Origin of the sequence: Sphingomonas trueperi (assembly GCF_040545665.1) — a bacterium.
GTDB classification, from domain to species: domain Bacteria; phylum Pseudomonadota; class Alphaproteobacteria; order Sphingomonadales; family Sphingomonadaceae; genus Sphingomonas; species Sphingomonas trueperi_B.
On sequence record NZ_JBEPMH010000005.1, the window covers coordinates 246,716 to 262,480 of the forward strand.

Here is a 15,765-nt window from a genome sequence, read left to right on the forward strand (position 1 = left end):
GGCCGCGTCGCTCAGCGATCGACCCGCGTCGGATCCTCGCGCAGCTGGAAGATGGCGGAGTCGATCGTGGCGACGACCTTGTCGCTGTCGCTCATGCCGGGCCGCCCATCGGGATCGAGCAGCGCATAGCCGAGATCGGAAAGCCGATCGAGCACATCGCTGGTCGGGCTGGCCGCGACCAGCGCCGCGACCTCGCTGGTGAAGTCGTTCAGCGCCCGCGACAGCCGGCCGGCATCTGCCGGGCTCGCGTTCAGCGCAGCGGCGAGATCTCGGGCGACACCTTCGGTGTCATAGGCGTCCCCCGCCCGCAGCGGCGACCGGCCGCCCTGCACGAGGCCAAGCTCGCGGGTCACGGTGCCGGCGACGCGGTTGCTCAGCACCGTCATCGCCTGGCCGGCGAGCGACCCGGGCGTGCTGCCCGCCGCACCGACGGCGCCGATCGCGCTCGCGCGCGGGCCAGTGATTCCGATGGGCTGGGTCATCGCCGAATCTCGTCCGTGGAATGCAACATGCCAGCGTAGATAGCCGGTTGCGGGCGCCCGCGCGCTCCACGAATCGCTTAGGCAATGCTACGGAACCATGTCGCTGTTTGCGGGAGTTGCGTGATGATCCTTCCCCTGGTCGCTGCTGTCGCCGCCGAGGTCGCGCCTGCGGATCGCGCCGCCATTCTCGATGCCGCGCACCACGCGATCGCCCGCCGTATCGGCAAGACGCCCAGGCTGCTGGTGCGCACGCTCGGCCATCAGGGTGCGTGGGTGTTCCTGATCGCTACGATGCAGGACAAGGCGGGCCGGCCGATCAGCTATGCCGGTACCCCGCTAGCCTCGGCGGAGGCCGAAGGCATGGTCTCGAAGGATTATGTCGCGCTGTTCCGTCGCTCGGGCGCAGGCTGGCGCGTCGTAGAGGAAGCGCTAGGACCCACCGACGTGACCTGGGCCGATTGGGCGGAGAAGCACGGCGCGCCGAAGGCGATCTTCGGCTGAGCGCTCAATAGGTCCCGTGCTCGTTGCCGCGGGTCCAATATTCGAAGCTCCGGTCCAGCGCGCGGGTGGAGAAGACCACATGGCCGCGGTTGCGCTCGAAGCCCATCGCGGGCGTGCCGTCCAGCGTCCCCGCCCACCAGCCATTGGCATGCTTGCCGGCGAAGACGACCTGCTTGCCGCTCTTGCCCTTGGCACGCAGCTGTAGGGTGCCGCCGGCCCCCGCCTGCACCTGAAGGGTGCAGGGCTCGGGCGGGGCGATGTCGAACACGCAGGTCGCGGGCTCGGCGACGGCAGCGGCGGCGAGCGCGGCGAGGGGGAGCAGAATCATCGCTGGAAGATGGTGTTGGCCAGCTGCGACCGGTAGGCGGAATCGCCGACGATATCGGCAGGCCGTTCATAATAGCGGCAGACGATCGCCCCGGCATCGCCGGCGCTGGTCGCCTGGGCGAGGCGACGCCCGGCCGCGCTCTCGGTGCCCTTGAGCTCGTGCTGGACGAAGGCGAGCTGCTCCTCGAACGTCGAGTGGCGGATGTCGTGCCCGGCAAAGGCGGCGAAGTCCGCCTGGCGCGGCCCCTCCCACTGGCCGAGACCATAGCCGGGGCCGCCGCCGGTCTGACGGATATTGGGCTCCATCCGGCTTTCCGCATCGAGATTGGCGACGATCCCCGCCGCCTGCGCGCGGGTCCAGCCCTGGGCCTGGAAATAGGTCATCGCCTGGTCGATCCGGCCCTGGCGGGTCGCCGAGGGCGCGCCGGTGCCCGCGGTGCCGCTCGCCTGGGTGGGAGCCGTGACCGAACTGGGCGCGTGGAAAATCTTGGCGCCGTGCGACAGCGCCCAGGAGAGATTGCCCGTCGTCACCTTCTGGGTGCCGTCGGCATTGCGGTTGTTCGATCCGATCGTCTGGCCGTTGCCCGCATAAAGCACGGTATGCGAGACGCCGCCGCCCTGGATGATCACCACGTCGCCGGGCTTGGCCTGTGCGGCGCTGACCTCGGTCCAGCCCTGCGCGCGCAGCGTCTTGTCGAGCTGGGCAACCGAATCCGTGTGCAACTTGCCCGGCAGCTGCCCCGCTTCGGTAAGCACCGCCGATACGAAGTTGGCGCAGCAGACGTTTGCCGGCACCTGCGCGTTCATCGGCAGATTGTCGCTGCGGTCGCCGCGAAGCTCGGCGGCGTTGCGCCCGAGATACTGGCGCGCGACATCGGCGGCGTTGCGGCCGGTACCGCTGCCCCCAACGCCGCCAGTAGCTTCGGCACCGTTCACGCGTGCGCCGCCACCACCGTTGAGCCGCAGCGTCTGGCCCGGCAGGATCATGCCCGGATTGGCGAGGCCGTTGTCGAGCGCGAGGTCGTGCCAGTCGAGCCCGAAGCGGGCGGCGATGCCCGAAAGCGTGTCACCCGCCTGCACAGTATAGTGTGCGCCACCCGACTGCGGCAGCGCGATCGTCTGGCCGGGAAAGATCAGGTTGGGGTTGCGGATCTGCGGATTGGCCGCGCGCAGGGCGGAAAGCGACACGCCGTTCCGTGCCGCGATGCTCGACAGCGTGTCCCCGTGGCGGACGGTGTAGCCGCCGCTATCACCACTGCGGACACCGCCGGATGTACCGGTGCGGCTGATCGAGTCGAGCATGGAACGCCTCCCTGAACTTTCGGGAGCAAAGGTCGCATCGAGCGGCGGAGCTGTCTCTCGACGATTCGTTTAGGGGGGGGACCTGCTCCTGCTGCCCGTGCGGAAGCTTCGCCGTGCGATGCCGCCATTGCATCCCCTTCCTTTTACGTCGAAGCTCACGCTGAAACCTGTTGCCCAATCGCGTGTTCGAACCATAATATCGTCGTGCCATCAAAGGGATAGAGCATGAACTTGGAGACGATCGAGAGCGACCCGCGGCGCCTGATCGAACTGCGGCGCCAGGCCCGTGTGCTTACCAGCGGCGTATTTGGCATGCGCGGTGATGCGGAGCTTTCCCAGATTGTAGAACAGGCCGCGAAGGCGACGCGGTTTCCCTTCGCCGCGGTTTCCATCGTTGATCGGTCGCGGCTCTGGCTTGCGGTCGCCTATGGCTTCGATCCTCGCGAATTCGATCGGCCCGACAGCTTTTGTGACGCCGCCATCAAGGTACCCGGCTTTGCGCCGCTTTGTGTCGCCGACGCGTGGCAGGAGCAGCGCTTCAAGTTCGCGCCTGCCGTCATCGAGATGAACGTGCGGGCCTATTATGCGGCGCCCCTCGTCACGAACGACGGCCTCGCGCTGGGGACGCTGTGCCTGCTGGACCAGAAGCCACGCACCGTCGGGTCCGATGCGCTGCAGACGCTTCGGACGCTCGCGGGGAACGCTTCGGTGGTGATCAATCGCGAATCCAATGCGGTTGCCTATGCCGAATTCGCCATTGCGGAGCTCTCCTCGCGCATCCGCTTCGCCATGGCGGAACGGGACGAGGAGACGGTCGCAGCACTCGATGCCGAACTTCGACGGCTGGAAGCTACGCTGGAGCCGAACTGGGAATCGAGCGGAATGCAGGCCAGCGGGGCGACTGCGGATGCGACGAACCGTCCGACGAGCCGTTGACCGCGACCGGCCTGCATCTCCGGCAGGCGTTAGTTCTTCGTCGCGCGGAGCCGCTCTAGTACCGCGGGCGCCACGACCATCCCTGCCTTGGCCATGGCGGGTGTGGGCCAACTGCCGCTTGCCACCTGTTTCTTGACCGTCGCTCGATCGGGCGGGGGCCAGCCGAAGCCGGCGTTGCGCGCGCGTTCGAGCAATCGGGCGCGTGCGGCGAGCATTTCGGGGCTGGTGAAGATCACCGGCTGGTCGAGCAGCGCGTGCGCGGCCATGCTGCCGTCGTCGGCGACGCTCCACAGCGTGCCCCCTTTTTCGACCAGCAGCTCGGCGATCTCGGCCTGTTCGGCGTCCAAGGCCATGCGAACGGGGTCGATGCCGAAGCGATCGGTGCGGCGCGGATCAGCGCCGTGGCGGAGCAGCGTCATCACCCCGCCGAGATGGCCGAAGGCGATTGCGTTGCGCATCGGGCTTTCGCTGCCGGTGGCTTGCGGGTCGGGTGACGCGCCGGCCGCGAGCAACTGCTCCGCCATGGCCGGGCTGTCGGCCAGGATCGCCAGCGACAGCGCCGCGCCCGGCTTCACGCCGTCCCTGGGCATGCCGGCGGCGAACAGCATGGTCACCGCATCGGCATCGCAGCGGGCGACGGCGATGGTGAGCAAGTCGCCATATTGACCGGCGGGGGGCTGCGGGACCTTGGGATCGTCGACCACCATGGTGCCGACCAGCCGCGGATCGCGCGCCAGCATCGCATGTGCGTCCTCGACGCGGCCGTCGAAGATCGCCTCGGCGAGTGCCCGGCCCGCGGCGCCGTTGTTCAGATGCGCAAGGACGCGGGTACGGTCGGGCAGCACAACCGAGGCGCGCTTGGTGTAGCAACTGGGCGCGGCGGCCATGCATCCTCCGATCGGGGCTGCCGCCAGCATCAGCGCGGCGAGGATGCGGACGCGGCGGTTCACAGGCCCATGCTGTAGGGAGTGGGGGAGCCCCGGGTCAATGCGCGCCCAGGCTGCTTTGCACCCAGTCCATCTGGTGCCGGGGGATCGGTGTGTCCTGATACCAATGCTGGCCTGCAGGCTGCTTGGCATCGAGCGGGATGCGCGTGCCGTATGCCTCGGGTGCGTCGGCGATGATCGCACCCGGTATGCCGCCAATGATTGCGCCGGCGACCCGATCGCCGCCGTCCTGGATCGCCGAGAGGATTTCGCCGCGCACATAGAAGGCCGCGATCCTGGGCGCGGGCGTATCGCCGCGGATCGTGCCGGCCTGGCGGATCGTGGCGTCGCTGAGGCCGGCGGCATTGAAGGTCTGCGCGTCGCGCCCGCTCGCAAGCGCCGCGGCCGAGGCGAGCCCGCCGCCCAGCGAATGGCCGGTGATCGTTACCTGCGCCTCCGGATGGCGGCCGATCGCCTTCGCGATCAGCAGCGCGCGGCCATATTGATCCGAGGGCAGGCCCACGCCCTGCCGCGCATTGGCCTTCCAGTCGCTGCCATCGGTGGTGCCGCGGAAGCTGACGACATAATTGGGACCGCCATCGCCTTCCGCCACATAGACGCGGGCGCGGAAGCTGCTTTGCGGCGAGGTCAGGTCTTCCGCGCGGAGGCCGAGCTGGGCGAGATCGTCGCTGCTTGCGACGCGGTAGCCGGCGGGCGGGGCGGGGGTGTCGTTGTAGACGTCCGCCGCCATCGCCGCGAGGTCCACGGTGGAAGGTCCGCCGGTCCGTTCGGCCGTAAGCTGTGGGGCTTCGCTGCGGACGAACTGGACCGGCGGCGCGGGCTGCTGCCAGGCAAGCAGTTCGCGCGGGGGCAGGTGACGTGCCTGGAAATCGTCGTTCGCGGCGCGTTGCCGCGACGTCGAGATCGCCGAAGAGGAACCGATGCCGGTGGGTCGCGATAGCTGGTCAGCTGCCGACATCATGTTCGTCGTTCCTCGCCGTAGGTCGTCGGAGCCCGGATGCCATCCGCCGCACCGTCCGTCGCTAGACGATTCGTTTAGGCGGGCTACGCGATCCGGCGATGCCGCGGCGGGGCGGGACGTGGGAAGCAGCAGCCATAGCAACGGGCTCGCACCCAATCGCCTTTTTCAGGAGCATGGACATGACGACGATTTCGACCGCCGCCTCGACTCCGTTCGCCGCCGCGCAATTGGCGCTCGCCGGCGGCGTGCTCGCCCAGCAATTCAACCCGCTTGGCGCCAGCGCCTATGCCAGCGCGATGCTGCCGTCGCTGCTGTCTATCCAGCTGGGTACGATGGCCGGCGCCGGGCAGCTGCAGCCCCAGGCGGGCTTCACGGCCCAGACCACCGGGCAGGGCACCGCGCGCGTCGATCTGGGCGACGGCTACCACCTCGCCATCGACGAGCGGAACAGCGAGATGACGATCTTCAACGAGAAGACCGGCCAGAGCACGCGCGTGTGGGGCGATCCGCATGTCGACGTGAACGGCAAGCACCAGTTCGACTTCTACGGCACCACGACGTTCGAGCTCGACAACGGCACCAAGATCACGGTGAATACCGAGCAGGCGAAGGGCAATCCGAACGTCTATTATGCCAGCCAGGTGGTGGTGACGCGCGGCGCCAATGCGGTGGTGATCGACGGCATCAGCCAGCAGCAGCTGGGCGACCTGTCCGTAAGCGTCTCGACCAACGGCCATGCGCTCGATGCCGCCAATCGCGACGGGTTCACCGTAGTGGAATCGGCTGGCGGCTGGCAGACCGAGCTGGGCGGGAAAGTGACGCAGGCCGATGCCGACCTGACCAAGCCGGGGCAGATCTATGGGCCAGACAGCGACATGCCGAGCCTATCCGAACTGGGTAGCGCGATGGGCGGCTTCCTGCTGTTCGGCAGCCTGATGGGCATCGCGCTGGAGAGCCATGTCGCTTTGAGCGCGGGCCGGGCGAACAATGCGGCCGCGCCCTATCGCCAGCCTTTGGCGGCCCTGCTGTCGTAAAGGTGCGCGGAGACGCCAAGGCGAGACCAACACTGGAGCATCGCTGACGATGCTCCAGTCTCTTGCTATCGATCTGCCGGGCTGTTGCAATGCGCGCGGGCGCGCAGCGATGGACTGTAAGTATTTGTTAATCATTAAGTTGTGTGAATTCAAAAACCTGTTGCGTCGCCGATGCTTGATCTTGCTCCCACCTGCAAACCGTGGTCTGGTAACTTTCCTGCAATGACCCAAGGGGGGCTTAATGGAATGGATGTTTTTGCCGCTGAAGCGGTACGCTGATTTTCAGGGGCGTTCGCGGCGGCTTGAATACTGGATGTTCGCGCTGCTCATGCTTCTCGCCGTGATCGTTTGGGCAGGCGTGTTCATTGCCGTTGCCGGCGTGGGCGGATTTCAAGCCGGCGCGATGAGCAACCTTGCCACGATCTGGGTGTTCGCCGGCGTGCTCGCCTATCTCGCGATCCTGATACCGGCGATCGCGGTGCAGGTGCGCCGCTTCCACGATCGCGACATGAGCGGCTGGTTCGTGCTGCTCAACTTCATCCCCTATGTCGGGGGGCTGATCGTCTTCGTGTTCATGGTCCTGCCCGGCACCCCGGGCGAGAACCGCTTCGGCCTCGACCCGAAGGACCCCGACAACGTCGCGAGCATGGCCGAGGTGTTCGGCTGAACCTTGCGCTCGGCTCAGCGCCGCGACCAGCCGCTGTGCTTGTCGTCGCGGCGCTTGCCGAGCATCATGCCGCGCTCCAGCCGGGCGCAGAGCGCGGCATAATAATCTGTCAGGAAGCCTAGATCGTCGCCGTCGTCGGGCAGACCGGCCTTGCGGCGGATCGTCGCGGCGACGGTGACGATCGCTTCCTCATTGGCCCGGCGCAGCACGTCCTCCAGCTTCTGCAGCTCGAAGACGCCGTACAGGTCGAGCGCCTCGGCGCTGAAGGTGCGGCGCGGCCGCTGCGCGTCCGCCGCTGCTAGATCGGCGTGGAGCTTGCCGCGCACGGTGTTCACCACCCAGGTACCCGCGATCAGGTCGCCCGCGCGCAGCCCGTCGCGGTTGAACAGCGGGAAGAGCAGGAACAGCCCGGTCCACAGCAGCGCGAAGCCGGTAAGCGCGCCGTCTACGAGGCCGGCGCTGCGCTGCGCGCCGAGGAACGATAGCGGCAGGAAGAGCTCGATCTCGCGCATCGCATTGCGGGCGATCACTGCGGCGCCGGTGAGGCGGCCGCCGTCGCGCGCGACGACGCGCAGCTTCATCAACCGCTTGCCCGGCGTGGCGCCGCGGCTGCCCATTTCGAACAGCACGAACCAGCCGTTGCGCAGCACGAAGGCGCCGAGCAGCCACAGCACCGCGATCGCTTCGAGGCCGACATTCCCCAGCCGGAGCAGGCCGATCCCGACTGCAGCCAGGATCAGGACGATCAGCATGATCATGCTGTCGACGGCAAAGGCGGTCGCGCGCGCGCTGGGGCGGGCGAGCTCCAACCCCAGGTCGACGCCCTCGGGTGTGACGAAGCTGCGCCGGCGGCTGGCGGGCTTGGGCGCGCGCTTAGCGCGGAAGGGCAGGCGCATCGCCGTCCTCCGAACGTCGCGGCAGGTAGAAATAGGCGATCCAGCCCAGCAGCGCGGCGATACCGATGGCAAAGCGCGCTGCGTCGCTCTGAACGGTCTGGCGCCCGACGCCTTCGAGCAGCCCGGCGACCATCAGCATGCAGATCACGCCGCCCATCGCGACCGCGGCGCTGCGCCCGGCGCGCACTGCGGCATCGATCCGCGCTTCCCGCCCCGGAAAGGCGACCGCCGTGCCGATCCGCACCCCGGCGGCGCCGGCGATGGCGACCGCGAACAGCTCGGTCGTGCCGTGGATCGTCAGCCAGCCTGCCATGCCGATGCCGAGGCCGCGCGCGGCGAACAGCGCTAGCATCGCCCCCAGCATCAGCCCGTTATAGACCAGCAGCAGCAGCGTCGGCACGGCGAAGGCGAAGCCCAGCGCGAAGGCGAACAATGCGATCTGGCTGTTGTGGGTGAACAGGAAGGTCGCGAAGGGCAGCAGCATATTGTCGTTTTGCGGGCCATAGATCGTCTGGCGCAGTCCCTCGGTGCTGGCGGAAGGATCGCGGCCCCCCGCCATGCCTTCTGGCATGATGCTGTAGAACCATGCCGGATCGCTGGAGACCAGGACGAAGCCGGCGATCGCACCCACCGCCAGCAGCAACACGCAGAACAGGGTTTCCTTCCACAGCGCCTGCACCGCCAGCGGCCAGCCGCGGGCGAAAAAGCGCCGCATCTGCCCCGCCAGCGAGGTCGGCACGCCGTAGAGCTGGAAATAGGCGCGGGTGCACAATTGCTCGAGATAGGTGACCAACGCCCGATCGAGCGAGGTCTCGCGCGCGACGGAGAGCGAGGACAGCGCCGAGCGGTAGAGCAGCGGCAACGCCAATATGTCGTCGTCGCTCAGTGTGCGGACCGAGCGTTTCTCCATCCGCGTGATCAAGGCATCGAGCCGCGCCCAATCGGCCTCGTGTGCGGTGCGGAAGCGGGTGGCGTTGACGAGCGGGCCGCCGGGGAGCGTATCGCCGGGCAGGGCGGTCACAGCAGGTTCCTTCGCTTGAGCGCCGCATAGCCTTCGACCAGCCGGTCGGGCACGCGGTCATACTCGCTTTCGATGACATGGGCGCCGAGATGGCGCAGCCGAGTGAGCACGGTCAGCCGGTCGCGCAGTAGCGCCGCCGCCGTCACCGCGCGGGTGACGTCGTCAGAGCTGGCCGGCGCGCGGTCGACGATGGCTTCGAGTTCCTCGTCGCGCAGCACCACGACCAGCAGCAGATGGGTCTTGAGCAGGCGCGCGGCGGCGGCGAGCATGAACTCGGCCGAGGTCGGATCGGTGAACTCGGTGAACAGGATGATCATCGAACGCCGCGTCAGCTGCCCGGCCAGTGCGCTCAGCGCATAGACGTAATTGGTCTCGTCGCCGCTATAGTCGATCTGCGCCGCGAGCCGCTGCAGCGCCCCGAACGCGGCGGTGCCGGAGACGAGCCCGCTCGCCACGCGCGGCCGCGAATCGAAGGCGTGGAGCGCCACCCGGTCGCCGAGCTTCAGCGCCACCCAGCCGGTGAGCAGCACCGCCGAGATCACCCGATCGAGCCGGCTCAGCCCGGCGACGGGCTCGCTCATCTGCCGCCCGCAATCGACCGCGAAGACGATCTGGTTGTTGCGCTCGGTGCGCATTTCCTTGGCGTGGAGCTTCACGTGGCGGGCGGACTGTTTCCAGTCGATCGAGCGCCGGTCCATGCCCGCGCGGAACTCGACCAGCGCATCGAAGTCGTCGCCGTCGCCGTGCTGCAGCTGCGCCATCAGCCCGTCGAGCGAATGACGCTCGAACACGCGCGCGCCCCGCTCCTGTACCGGCGAAAGATCGGGTAGCACGGCGGTGCGGGCCTCGAACGTGAAGACCTGCTGCTTCCAGCTCAGCCCGAGCGCGCCCGGCCAGCGCAGCCAGAGCCGCTCGACCTGTCCCGTGCCGCGGCGCACCGCGAGGAAGGGCAGGTCGAAGCGGCCGCCGCCGCCCTCCAGCGCGACCCAGGCCGGTGCGACATCGGCCGCTTCGAGCAGCGCGTTGGTCTGCAGCGCGACCTGGGCCCTGCGCACGCCGCCGCCCGCCGCGATATCCAGCGTCACCGGTACCTCGGTGCCGACGCCGACGCTGGACGGCAGGGTCACGCGCGCGCGGGCGCTGCCGGGGCGGGCGCCGATCAGCGCGTCGACCAGGGTGAGCAGCAGCACCGCGGCCGGCCAGGCGAGCGCGGCATACCAGCGCCCCGGCACCAGCAGCGCCACGAGGAACGCCACCGGCATGCCGATCACGGTCGCCAGAATCGCGGTGCGGGTGGGATAGATCATGCGGGGCTCAGCGCGGCGCCTCGATCGATTCGATGATGTCCGCCACGACATCCTCGATCGCGCGCCCGTCGATCTCCGCCGCCGGCGAGAGCAGCAGTCGATGCCGGAGCAGCGCGGGGGCGAGCGCCTTCACGTCGTCCGGGATCACGAAGTCGCGGCCGTCCAGCGCGGCGCGCGCCCGCGCCGCCGCCGCCAGCATCGCCCCCGCGCGCGGCGAGGCGCCGCTCTGCAGGTCGGCCACGCCGCGGGTGCCGCGGATCAGTGCCAGGATATAGTCGATCACCTCGTCGGCCAGCCGGATCTCGGCGGCGGTGGCGACGGCGGCGGAGACGCGCGCAGCATCGGCGACCGCACGCACACCCCAATCCTCGGGCGCCATCGCGCCGCTTCGGGCGCCGTGCAGCGCGATGATCTTCCGCTCTTCCTCGGCGCTTGGATAATCGACGATCTGCTTGAACAGGAAGCGATCGAGCTGCGCTTCGGGCAGCGGATATACACCCTGCTGCTCGATCGGGTTCTGGGTCGCGACGACGGTGAAGCGCTCGCTCAGCGGCAGCCGCTCGCCGTCGATCGTCACGGTCCGCTCCTGCATCGCCTCGAGCAGCGCGGCCTGCGTCTTGGGCGGGGTGCGGTTGATCTCGTCGGCGAGCAGCAGCTCGGTGAAGATCGGGCCGCGGGTGAGGGTGAACTGGCTGGTCTGGAAGTTGAACAGGTTCGCGCCGATGATGTCGCCGGGCATCAGGTCCGGGGTGAACTGGATCCGGCCGAACTGCAGCCCGATCGCGCGCGAGAAGCTGGAGGCCAGCAGCGTCTTCGCGGTGCCGGGCGGGCCCTCCAGCAGGATATGGCCGCCCGAGAGCAGCGCGACCAGCATCAGCTCGACGGTCGGTTCGTGGCCCACCACGGCGCGGGCCACCTGCGCGCGGATATCGGCGGCCAGTGCCTGGACTTCTGCAACGCTCACTTGCTCTTCCCCAGTTTTTCGATGTGCCATTGGTGGAGTGCGCGCGCGGCATCGAGCAGCGTGGCGCGGTCGCGCGCCTGCTCGGCGTTGCGCGCGAGATCGGTAAAGGCGGCCGGTCCGCCCAGCGCGTCGAGATAGGCATCGAGCGCCGCATCGCGCAGCCGCGCCGGTGCGCCGAAGATACGGGCGGCGCGTTCACGGGCCATCGCGGCATAGCGCGTGCCCATTGCGGCCTCGCGTCGCGCCTTGCGGACCAGCATGGCGCCATTGTCGACCAGCGCGGCCTTGCCGAGCGCGATCGCCCGCTCGCGACGTGCCAGCGGGCCGAAACGCGCGGTGGCGTGCCAGCCGGCGAGGATCAGCGCGGCGACGATGGTGAGGGTCAGCGCGAGAAACGGCGGTTCGAGCAGCAGCTTGAGCGGGCTGCGCGTCACGCCCAGCCCGTTGAGCGATACGTCGAAGGCGATGCCCTCGGGATCGTTCGAATTGAGCCAGTCGAGCAGCAGCAGCGCCGAACGCGCCGCCTCGACGTCCTTCAGGCCCTGGTTGGAAAGCAGGTCCGGGTCGGCGAGCACGTAGAGCGGGCCCTCGCCGACCTGGGCGAGAAGGATATGCCCGGCGGAGTCGGTGATCAGGGGATACAGCGCCGGCGTCGACCCGTCCTCGCGCGGCGTCGCCCGCATGCCGGTGATCGCCTGGACCATGCGCGGCGCGTGGAAGCGGATGCCGGACGGCAATCCCTCGCCTTGCAGCAGCTCGCCGCTGGACCGGTATCGAACCATGCCGAAGCGGATGCCCGGCGCCAGAACCCCGAGGGGCTCCGCCGCCGGCAGCATCCTGTTCGAGCGGACCCAGCCGGGGTGCTTCGGGTCGGCAACGGTGTCCCATTTGGGCAGGACGAACAGGGTGGGCCTGGCCAGGCGGCTCTGCAGTACCGCGCTGATGTCGGTCGCTCCCTTTTCGGGTGTCACGACCAGCAGATCCTCGGTGCTGAACGCGTCTGGCGTACGGGTGATGCGCGCGTGGCGATCGGTCGCCTGGGCCAGGGCGACCAGCGCGCTATAGCCGGTGGCGGCGTTGGACAGGGCGTGTGCGCCGCCATTCTCGCCGCCCCGCAGATCGGGTGCATAGGCGCCGAGCACCACCGTGCCGATGAAGCCGAGGATGCCGACCGCCAGCATCACCGCGACGGTGCGCAGGCTGAACGGGGACGGTGCGGCGGAGGAGCCGCCGATCGCGATATCGCTCATCCCTGCCAGCTCCGCGCGCGGGCGAAATCGGCATAGGCGTCGCGGCAGCGGCTCCATTCCTCAGCGTCGATGGCGCGGCCGCCGAACAGGCTGCGCTCGACCACCGCCGCAAGATCGGCGAAGAGCCGGCGCGGCGCGGGCGGGATCGCATCCGTACGCGCCAGTTCGCGGCTGGTCAGAGCAGGGCGCAGCAGCCGCGGGCGGCGCCGCGCGATGTCGTCGATGCTCCGCAGCAGCAGGTGGTGCACGGCGGCGGCATAGTCGCCCGCCGCGGCGAGACGATCCGCCTCGGCCAACCATTGCCGGGCGGGGGCTTCCGCCGGCACCCAGGCCGCGTCCGGCGCCTCGGAAGCGAGGGTGCTCGCACGGCCGCCCTGCCGCCGCCACGGCAACCGCCACTCGCCGTGTCGCACCCCGACATAGAGGACGCGCAGCAGCAGCGCAGCGAGCAGGACGATCATGCCCCACAGCAGGATGCGGGCATAGGGCGCCTCGGGCATGAAGCTCGTCACCCAGCGCAGGAACCGGCCGACCGGCGCCAGCAGCCGGCCGAGCGCGCGGAGCAGGTCTTCGATCCAGCCCGGCGGTGCGGGCGGGGGCTCGCTCGTCTTGAGATCGAACTGGATACGGCCGGAATCGCGCAACGCCCGATGCGCGGCTACCAGCCGCTCGTCCGCCCCCTTCACGTCGTGCATCGATCAACCCCCGGTGATCGACACTAGCCGAACTGCACGCCTCTGCAAGTCCTGCCCGATCGCGTTGCCCTTGCGAGACTATTCATAGCGTAGCGCGCGGGCGGGTTCGGCACGGGCGACGCGCCAAGACTGGCCGAGCACCGTCAGCACTGCGATCGCCACCGCCAGCGCCGATGCGCCGAGGAAATACCATGGCGTCAGCGCGATGCGGTCGTCGAAGCCGGCGAGCCAGCGCTGCATCGCCACCCAGGCGAGCGGCCAGGCGATCAGGTTGGCGATCAGCACCGGGCGCAGGAACCTGCCCACCAGCAACTGGAGCACGTCGCGCGTCGAGGCGCCGAGCGCCTTGCGGATGCCGATTTCCTTGATCCGCCGCTCGGTATCGAAGGCGGCGAGGCCGTAGAGGCCGATACAGCCGATCAGCACTGCCAGCCCGGCGCCCGCGGTAAACAGGCGGGCGCGCTCCAGATCGGCGCGGACATAGGTCTCGTAGAGCTGCTGGTCGACGGTCTGCACCTTCAGCGGCACGGCCGAGGCGTGGCGGCGCCATACCGTCTCCACGCGGTCGAGCAGCGCGCGCGTGTCGTCCCCGGTATAGCGCAGGCTCAGCACGGGCGCGGAAAGGCCGCTGGTCTGCAGCGCATAGGCCTGCGCTTCCACCGGCTGGATCGGTCCCATCAGGCGCAGATCGTCGACCACGCCGATGACCGTCTGCCGTTGCTGCCCGCCGGTAAGCACCTTGCCGACGGCGGCGGCGGGGCTCTCGAAGCCAAGCCGGACGACCGCGGTCCGGTTGAGGAGCACGGCATGGATCTTCCCGCCAGCGGCATCATCGCTGGCGTAGCGGCTCGGGTCGAACCAGCGTCCGGCGAGCAGCCGCGCGCCGTAGAGCTGGAAGAAGCCGGGTCCGATCGCCGCCTGGATCACCGACACCTTGTCCCCGCCGCTGCCCTCGCGTTGCATCTCCATGATGCCGAAACTGCCCCCGCCGGGCGCAATGGCAGACTGCGCCGTTCCGGTAACGCCGGGCAGCGCGGCGATCGCGGCCGCGAGGTCGTGGCGCTGGGCGGCGTCGAGCCCCGGGTCGCCAAAGGAGGAGAGCATGGCCAGTCCGTGCCGCTCGAAGCCGAGATCGGCGGTCTGGGTGTGACGCACCTGGGCGAGCAGCACGCCGGTGCCGATCATCAGCGCGATGGCGATGGCGAACTGCAGCACGACCAGCGTCGCGCGCAGCATCCGGCCGGCGCGGCCGCCGCCGGTTGCGCCTGCGCTCGCGAGCACGGCAGCCGGCCGAAAGCGGGAGAGGACGAAGGCCGGGTACGCCCCGGCGACCAGCCCGACACCCAGGATCAGTCCCAGCAGCGCGGGCAGGATCGTCCCGCTGCCCCAATAGCGCAGGTGCAGGTCGGTACCGCCGATCGCGTTGACCATCGGGAGTGCCAGTTCCACCAGCGCCAGGCCAAGCAAAGCGGCGAGTGCGGTCGTGGCGATCGACTCCGCGAGGAACTGGCCGATCAGCGCGCCGCGCGTTGCGCCGAGCGTTTTCCGCATCGCCACTTCGCGGGCGCGCAGGCCGGCGCGGGCGGTTGCCAGGTTCACATAGTTGCCGATCGCGACGAGCAGCGCGAGCAGCCCCACCATTCCCAGCGTGGCGACGACGATCCGGTCGCGGGCGGCGCGCAGGTGCAGGGCACCGAGCGGAATCAGGCTGGTTGCAAGGCGAATGCCCTTCGGCGCGCTGGACAGGCTGGGATCGGGATGGCGGTGGTCGAATCCGGCGACCAGCTGCTGCACGGCGGGGGCTTCGGCGGGCTCGATGCGCAGCAGGGTCTGCAGGCCTTGGGTCCCCTGGCCGAACAGGTCGGCATCGGCAGGCAGGCGAAGGAAGATGTCACCGGGCTGGGTCATCGCCTTGCTGAGTCGCACCACCGCGCCGACGCGCACCAGCCGCGGCTTGCCGCCGAGCGTGATTTTCAGCGTGCGCCCGAGGGGCGATCCGCCCGGCAGCGAGGTCTTCGCCAGGCGTTCGGTGATAACGGCGCCGTCCGGCGTGGCCAGCGTGGCCGTCGGATTGCCGGCTACGACCGGGAAAGGGAAGAGCTCGAAGAAATTGCCGTCGACCTGCCCAACGATCGTCTGGGTGCTACCGGTGCCCAGCTGGAGCGCGGCATCGGCCGGCAGCAAGCGCGTACCCTGCAGGCCGCTATGCTCGGCCTGCAGTTGCTCCAGCATCTCGCGCCGGGACGGGATGTTCACCTGGTTCGCACCCGGGAATTGCAGCGTGCGCTCGACGATCCAGGTCCGATTCCAGCCGGGAACGTCGTGATCGAAGCTCGTCTCGTAGCGGACGAACAGATAGAGGATCAGGAACACCGCGATCCCCAGCGCCAGCCCGCCGATATTGACGAGCGTGAACAGCTTGTGCCGCGTGAACGAACGGTAGAGGGCGAGCCAGGCGAGGCGGTGCATCCAGCG

The 15,765-nt window shown here is 69.2% G+C and carries 16 protein-coding genes; 4 read left to right on the forward strand and 12 right to left on the reverse strand.

Features of this window, described 5'->3' with window-relative positions; all coding sequences use genetic code 11:
• Positions 1-11 precede the first annotated feature (11 nt).
• Entirely contained in the window at positions 12-482 is a 471-nt protein-coding gene (locus ABIC65_RS16955) for a hypothetical protein (protein WP_354310265.1), read from the reverse strand.
• Between the two features lie 123 nt (positions 483-605).
• On the opposite strand from ABIC65_RS16955, the gene ABIC65_RS16960 reads away from it, so the two are divergent.
• Positions 606-983, forward strand: coding sequence for a hypothetical protein (locus ABIC65_RS16960; RefSeq protein WP_354310266.1), 378 nt, complete (start codon positions 606-608; stop codon positions 981-983).
• Positions 984-987: 4 nt separating this feature from the next.
• Here ABIC65_RS16960 and ABIC65_RS16965 read toward each other — a convergent pair whose 3' ends face one another.
• Complete coding sequence (locus tag ABIC65_RS16965) at positions 988-1,311, reverse strand: hypothetical protein (protein WP_354310267.1); 324 nt, start codon at positions 1,309-1,311, stop codon at positions 988-990.
• On the reverse strand, positions 1,308-2,612 hold the full coding sequence (locus tag ABIC65_RS16970) for a phage tail tip lysozyme (RefSeq protein ID WP_354310268.1): 1,305 nt from the start codon (positions 2,610-2,612) through the stop codon (positions 1,308-1,310). The genes ABIC65_RS16965 and ABIC65_RS16970 overlap by 4 nt, the downstream gene beginning before the upstream one ends.
• A gap of 225 nt (positions 2,613-2,837) precedes the next feature.
• Here ABIC65_RS16970 and ABIC65_RS16975 point away from each other — a divergent pair, with 225 nt between their 5' ends.
• The gene (locus ABIC65_RS16975; RefSeq protein WP_354310269.1) at positions 2,838-3,548 is read left to right on the forward strand and encodes a GAF domain-containing protein; all 711 of its coding nucleotides are present in this window, start codon (positions 2,838-2,840) and stop codon (positions 3,546-3,548) included.
• Between the two features lie 29 nt (positions 3,549-3,577).
• Here the strand turns inward: ABIC65_RS16975 and ABIC65_RS16980 are convergent, their stop codons facing one another.
• Positions 3,578-4,498 (reverse strand): ankyrin repeat domain-containing protein, encoded by a 921-nt coding sequence (locus ABIC65_RS16980; RefSeq protein WP_354310270.1) that lies wholly within the window; start codon positions 4,496-4,498, stop codon positions 3,578-3,580.
• 34 nt (positions 4,499-4,532) lie between these two features.
• Positions 4,533-5,456 (reverse strand): lipase family protein, encoded by a 924-nt coding sequence (locus tag ABIC65_RS16985; protein ID WP_354310271.1) that lies wholly within the window; start codon positions 5,454-5,456, stop codon positions 4,533-4,535.
• Positions 5,457-5,635: 179 nt separating this feature from the next.
• Between ABIC65_RS16985 and ABIC65_RS16990 the strand changes: the two genes are divergently transcribed.
• Together ABIC65_RS16990 and ABIC65_RS16995 are read left to right on the forward strand one after the other, a co-directional pair.
• Positions 5,636-6,490 carry a DUF1521 domain-containing protein gene (locus tag ABIC65_RS16990; RefSeq protein WP_354310272.1) on the forward strand — a complete coding sequence of 285 codons (855 nt, stop codon included), beginning with the start codon at positions 5,636-5,638 and terminating at the stop codon, positions 6,488-6,490.
• 313 nt (positions 6,491-6,803) lie between these two features.
• Positions 6,804-7,157, forward strand: coding sequence for a DUF805 domain-containing protein (locus tag ABIC65_RS16995; protein WP_436286740.1), 354 nt, complete (start codon positions 6,804-6,806; stop codon positions 7,155-7,157).
• A 14-nt stretch (positions 7,158-7,171) separates the two neighbouring features.
• On the opposite strand, the gene ABIC65_RS17000 is transcribed toward ABIC65_RS16995, so the two are convergent.
• From ABIC65_RS17000 to ABIC65_RS17030, 7 genes are all read right to left on the reverse strand, one after another.
• On the reverse strand, positions 7,172-8,053 hold the full coding sequence (locus tag ABIC65_RS17000) for an RDD family protein (RefSeq protein ID WP_354310273.1): 882 nt from the start codon (positions 8,051-8,053) through the stop codon (positions 7,172-7,174).
• Complete coding sequence (locus ABIC65_RS17005; RefSeq protein ID WP_354310274.1) at positions 8,031-9,074, reverse strand: stage II sporulation protein M; 1,044 nt, start codon at positions 9,072-9,074, stop codon at positions 8,031-8,033. The genes ABIC65_RS17000 and ABIC65_RS17005 overlap by 23 nt, the downstream gene beginning before the upstream one ends.
• On the reverse strand, positions 9,071-10,381 hold the full coding sequence (locus ABIC65_RS17010; RefSeq protein ID WP_354310275.1) for a DUF58 domain-containing protein: 1,311 nt from the start codon (positions 10,379-10,381) through the stop codon (positions 9,071-9,073). Before ABIC65_RS17010 ends, ABIC65_RS17005 begins: the two co-directional genes overlap by 4 nt.
• A 7-nt stretch (positions 10,382-10,388) precedes the next feature.
• On the reverse strand, positions 10,389-11,345 hold the full coding sequence (locus ABIC65_RS17015) for an AAA family ATPase (protein WP_354310276.1): 957 nt from the start codon (positions 11,343-11,345) through the stop codon (positions 10,389-10,391).
• Positions 11,342-12,595, reverse strand: a complete 1,254-nt coding sequence (locus ABIC65_RS17020) for a DUF4350 domain-containing protein (RefSeq protein ID WP_354310277.1) — start codon at positions 12,593-12,595, stop codon at positions 11,342-11,344. Before ABIC65_RS17020 ends, ABIC65_RS17015 begins: the two co-directional genes overlap by 4 nt.
• The gene (locus tag ABIC65_RS17025; RefSeq protein ID WP_354310278.1) at positions 12,592-13,290 is read right to left on the reverse strand and encodes a DUF4129 domain-containing protein; all 699 of its coding nucleotides are present in this window, start codon (positions 13,288-13,290) and stop codon (positions 12,592-12,594) included. The genes ABIC65_RS17020 and ABIC65_RS17025 overlap by 4 nt, the downstream gene beginning before the upstream one ends.
• Before the next feature lie 78 nt (positions 13,291-13,368).
• On the reverse strand, positions 13,369-15,759 hold the full coding sequence (locus tag ABIC65_RS17030; RefSeq protein WP_354310279.1) for an FtsX-like permease family protein: 2,391 nt from the start codon (positions 15,757-15,759) through the stop codon (positions 13,369-13,371).
• Between the last annotated feature and the right edge of the window lie 6 nt (positions 15,760-15,765).

What these genes read in the sequence shown, in the direction of transcription:
- ABIC65_RS17010 (WP_354310275.1), bottom strand. Translation starts at nt 10,381, where the DNA reads ATGATCTATCCCACCCGCACCGCGATTCTGGCGACCGTGATCGGCATG.
- ABIC65_RS16970 (WP_354310268.1), bottom strand. Translation starts at nt 2,612, where the DNA reads ATGCTCGACTCGATCAGCCGCACCGGTACATCCGGCGGTGTCCGCAGT.
- ABIC65_RS16965 (WP_354310267.1), bottom strand. Translation starts at nt 1,311, where the DNA reads ATGATTCTGCTCCCCCTCGCCGCGCTCGCCGCCGCTGCCGTCGCCGAG.
- ABIC65_RS16955 (WP_354310265.1), bottom strand. Translation starts at nt 482, where the DNA reads ATGACCCAGCCCATCGGAATCACTGGCCCGCGCGCGAGCGCGATCGGC.
- ABIC65_RS16985 (WP_354310271.1), bottom strand. Translation starts at nt 5,456, where the DNA reads ATGATGTCGGCAGCTGACCAGCTATCGCGACCCACCGGCATCGGTTCC.
- ABIC65_RS16975 (WP_354310269.1), top strand. Translation starts at nt 2,838, where the DNA reads ATGAACTTGGAGACGATCGAGAGCGACCCGCGGCGCCTGATCGAACTG.
- ABIC65_RS16990 (WP_354310272.1), top strand. Translation starts at nt 5,636, where the DNA reads ATGACGACGATTTCGACCGCCGCCTCGACTCCGTTCGCCGCCGCGCAA.
- ABIC65_RS16995 (WP_436286740.1), top strand. Translation starts at nt 6,804, where the DNA reads ATGTTCGCGCTGCTCATGCTTCTCGCCGTGATCGTTTGGGCAGGCGTG.
- ABIC65_RS17030 (WP_354310279.1), bottom strand. Translation starts at nt 15,759, where the DNA reads ATGCACCGCCTCGCCTGGCTCGCCCTCTACCGTTCGTTCACGCGGCAC.
- ABIC65_RS17000 (WP_354310273.1), bottom strand. Translation starts at nt 8,053, where the DNA reads ATGCGCCTGCCCTTCCGCGCTAAGCGCGCGCCCAAGCCCGCCAGCCGC.
- ABIC65_RS17025 (WP_354310278.1), bottom strand. Translation starts at nt 13,290, where the DNA reads ATGCACGACGTGAAGGGGGCGGACGAGCGGCTGGTAGCCGCGCATCGG.
- ABIC65_RS16960 (WP_354310266.1), top strand. Translation starts at nt 606, where the DNA reads ATGATCCTTCCCCTGGTCGCTGCTGTCGCCGCCGAGGTCGCGCCTGCG.
- ABIC65_RS17020 (WP_354310277.1), bottom strand. Translation starts at nt 12,595, where the DNA reads ATGAGCGATATCGCGATCGGCGGCTCCTCCGCCGCACCGTCCCCGTTC.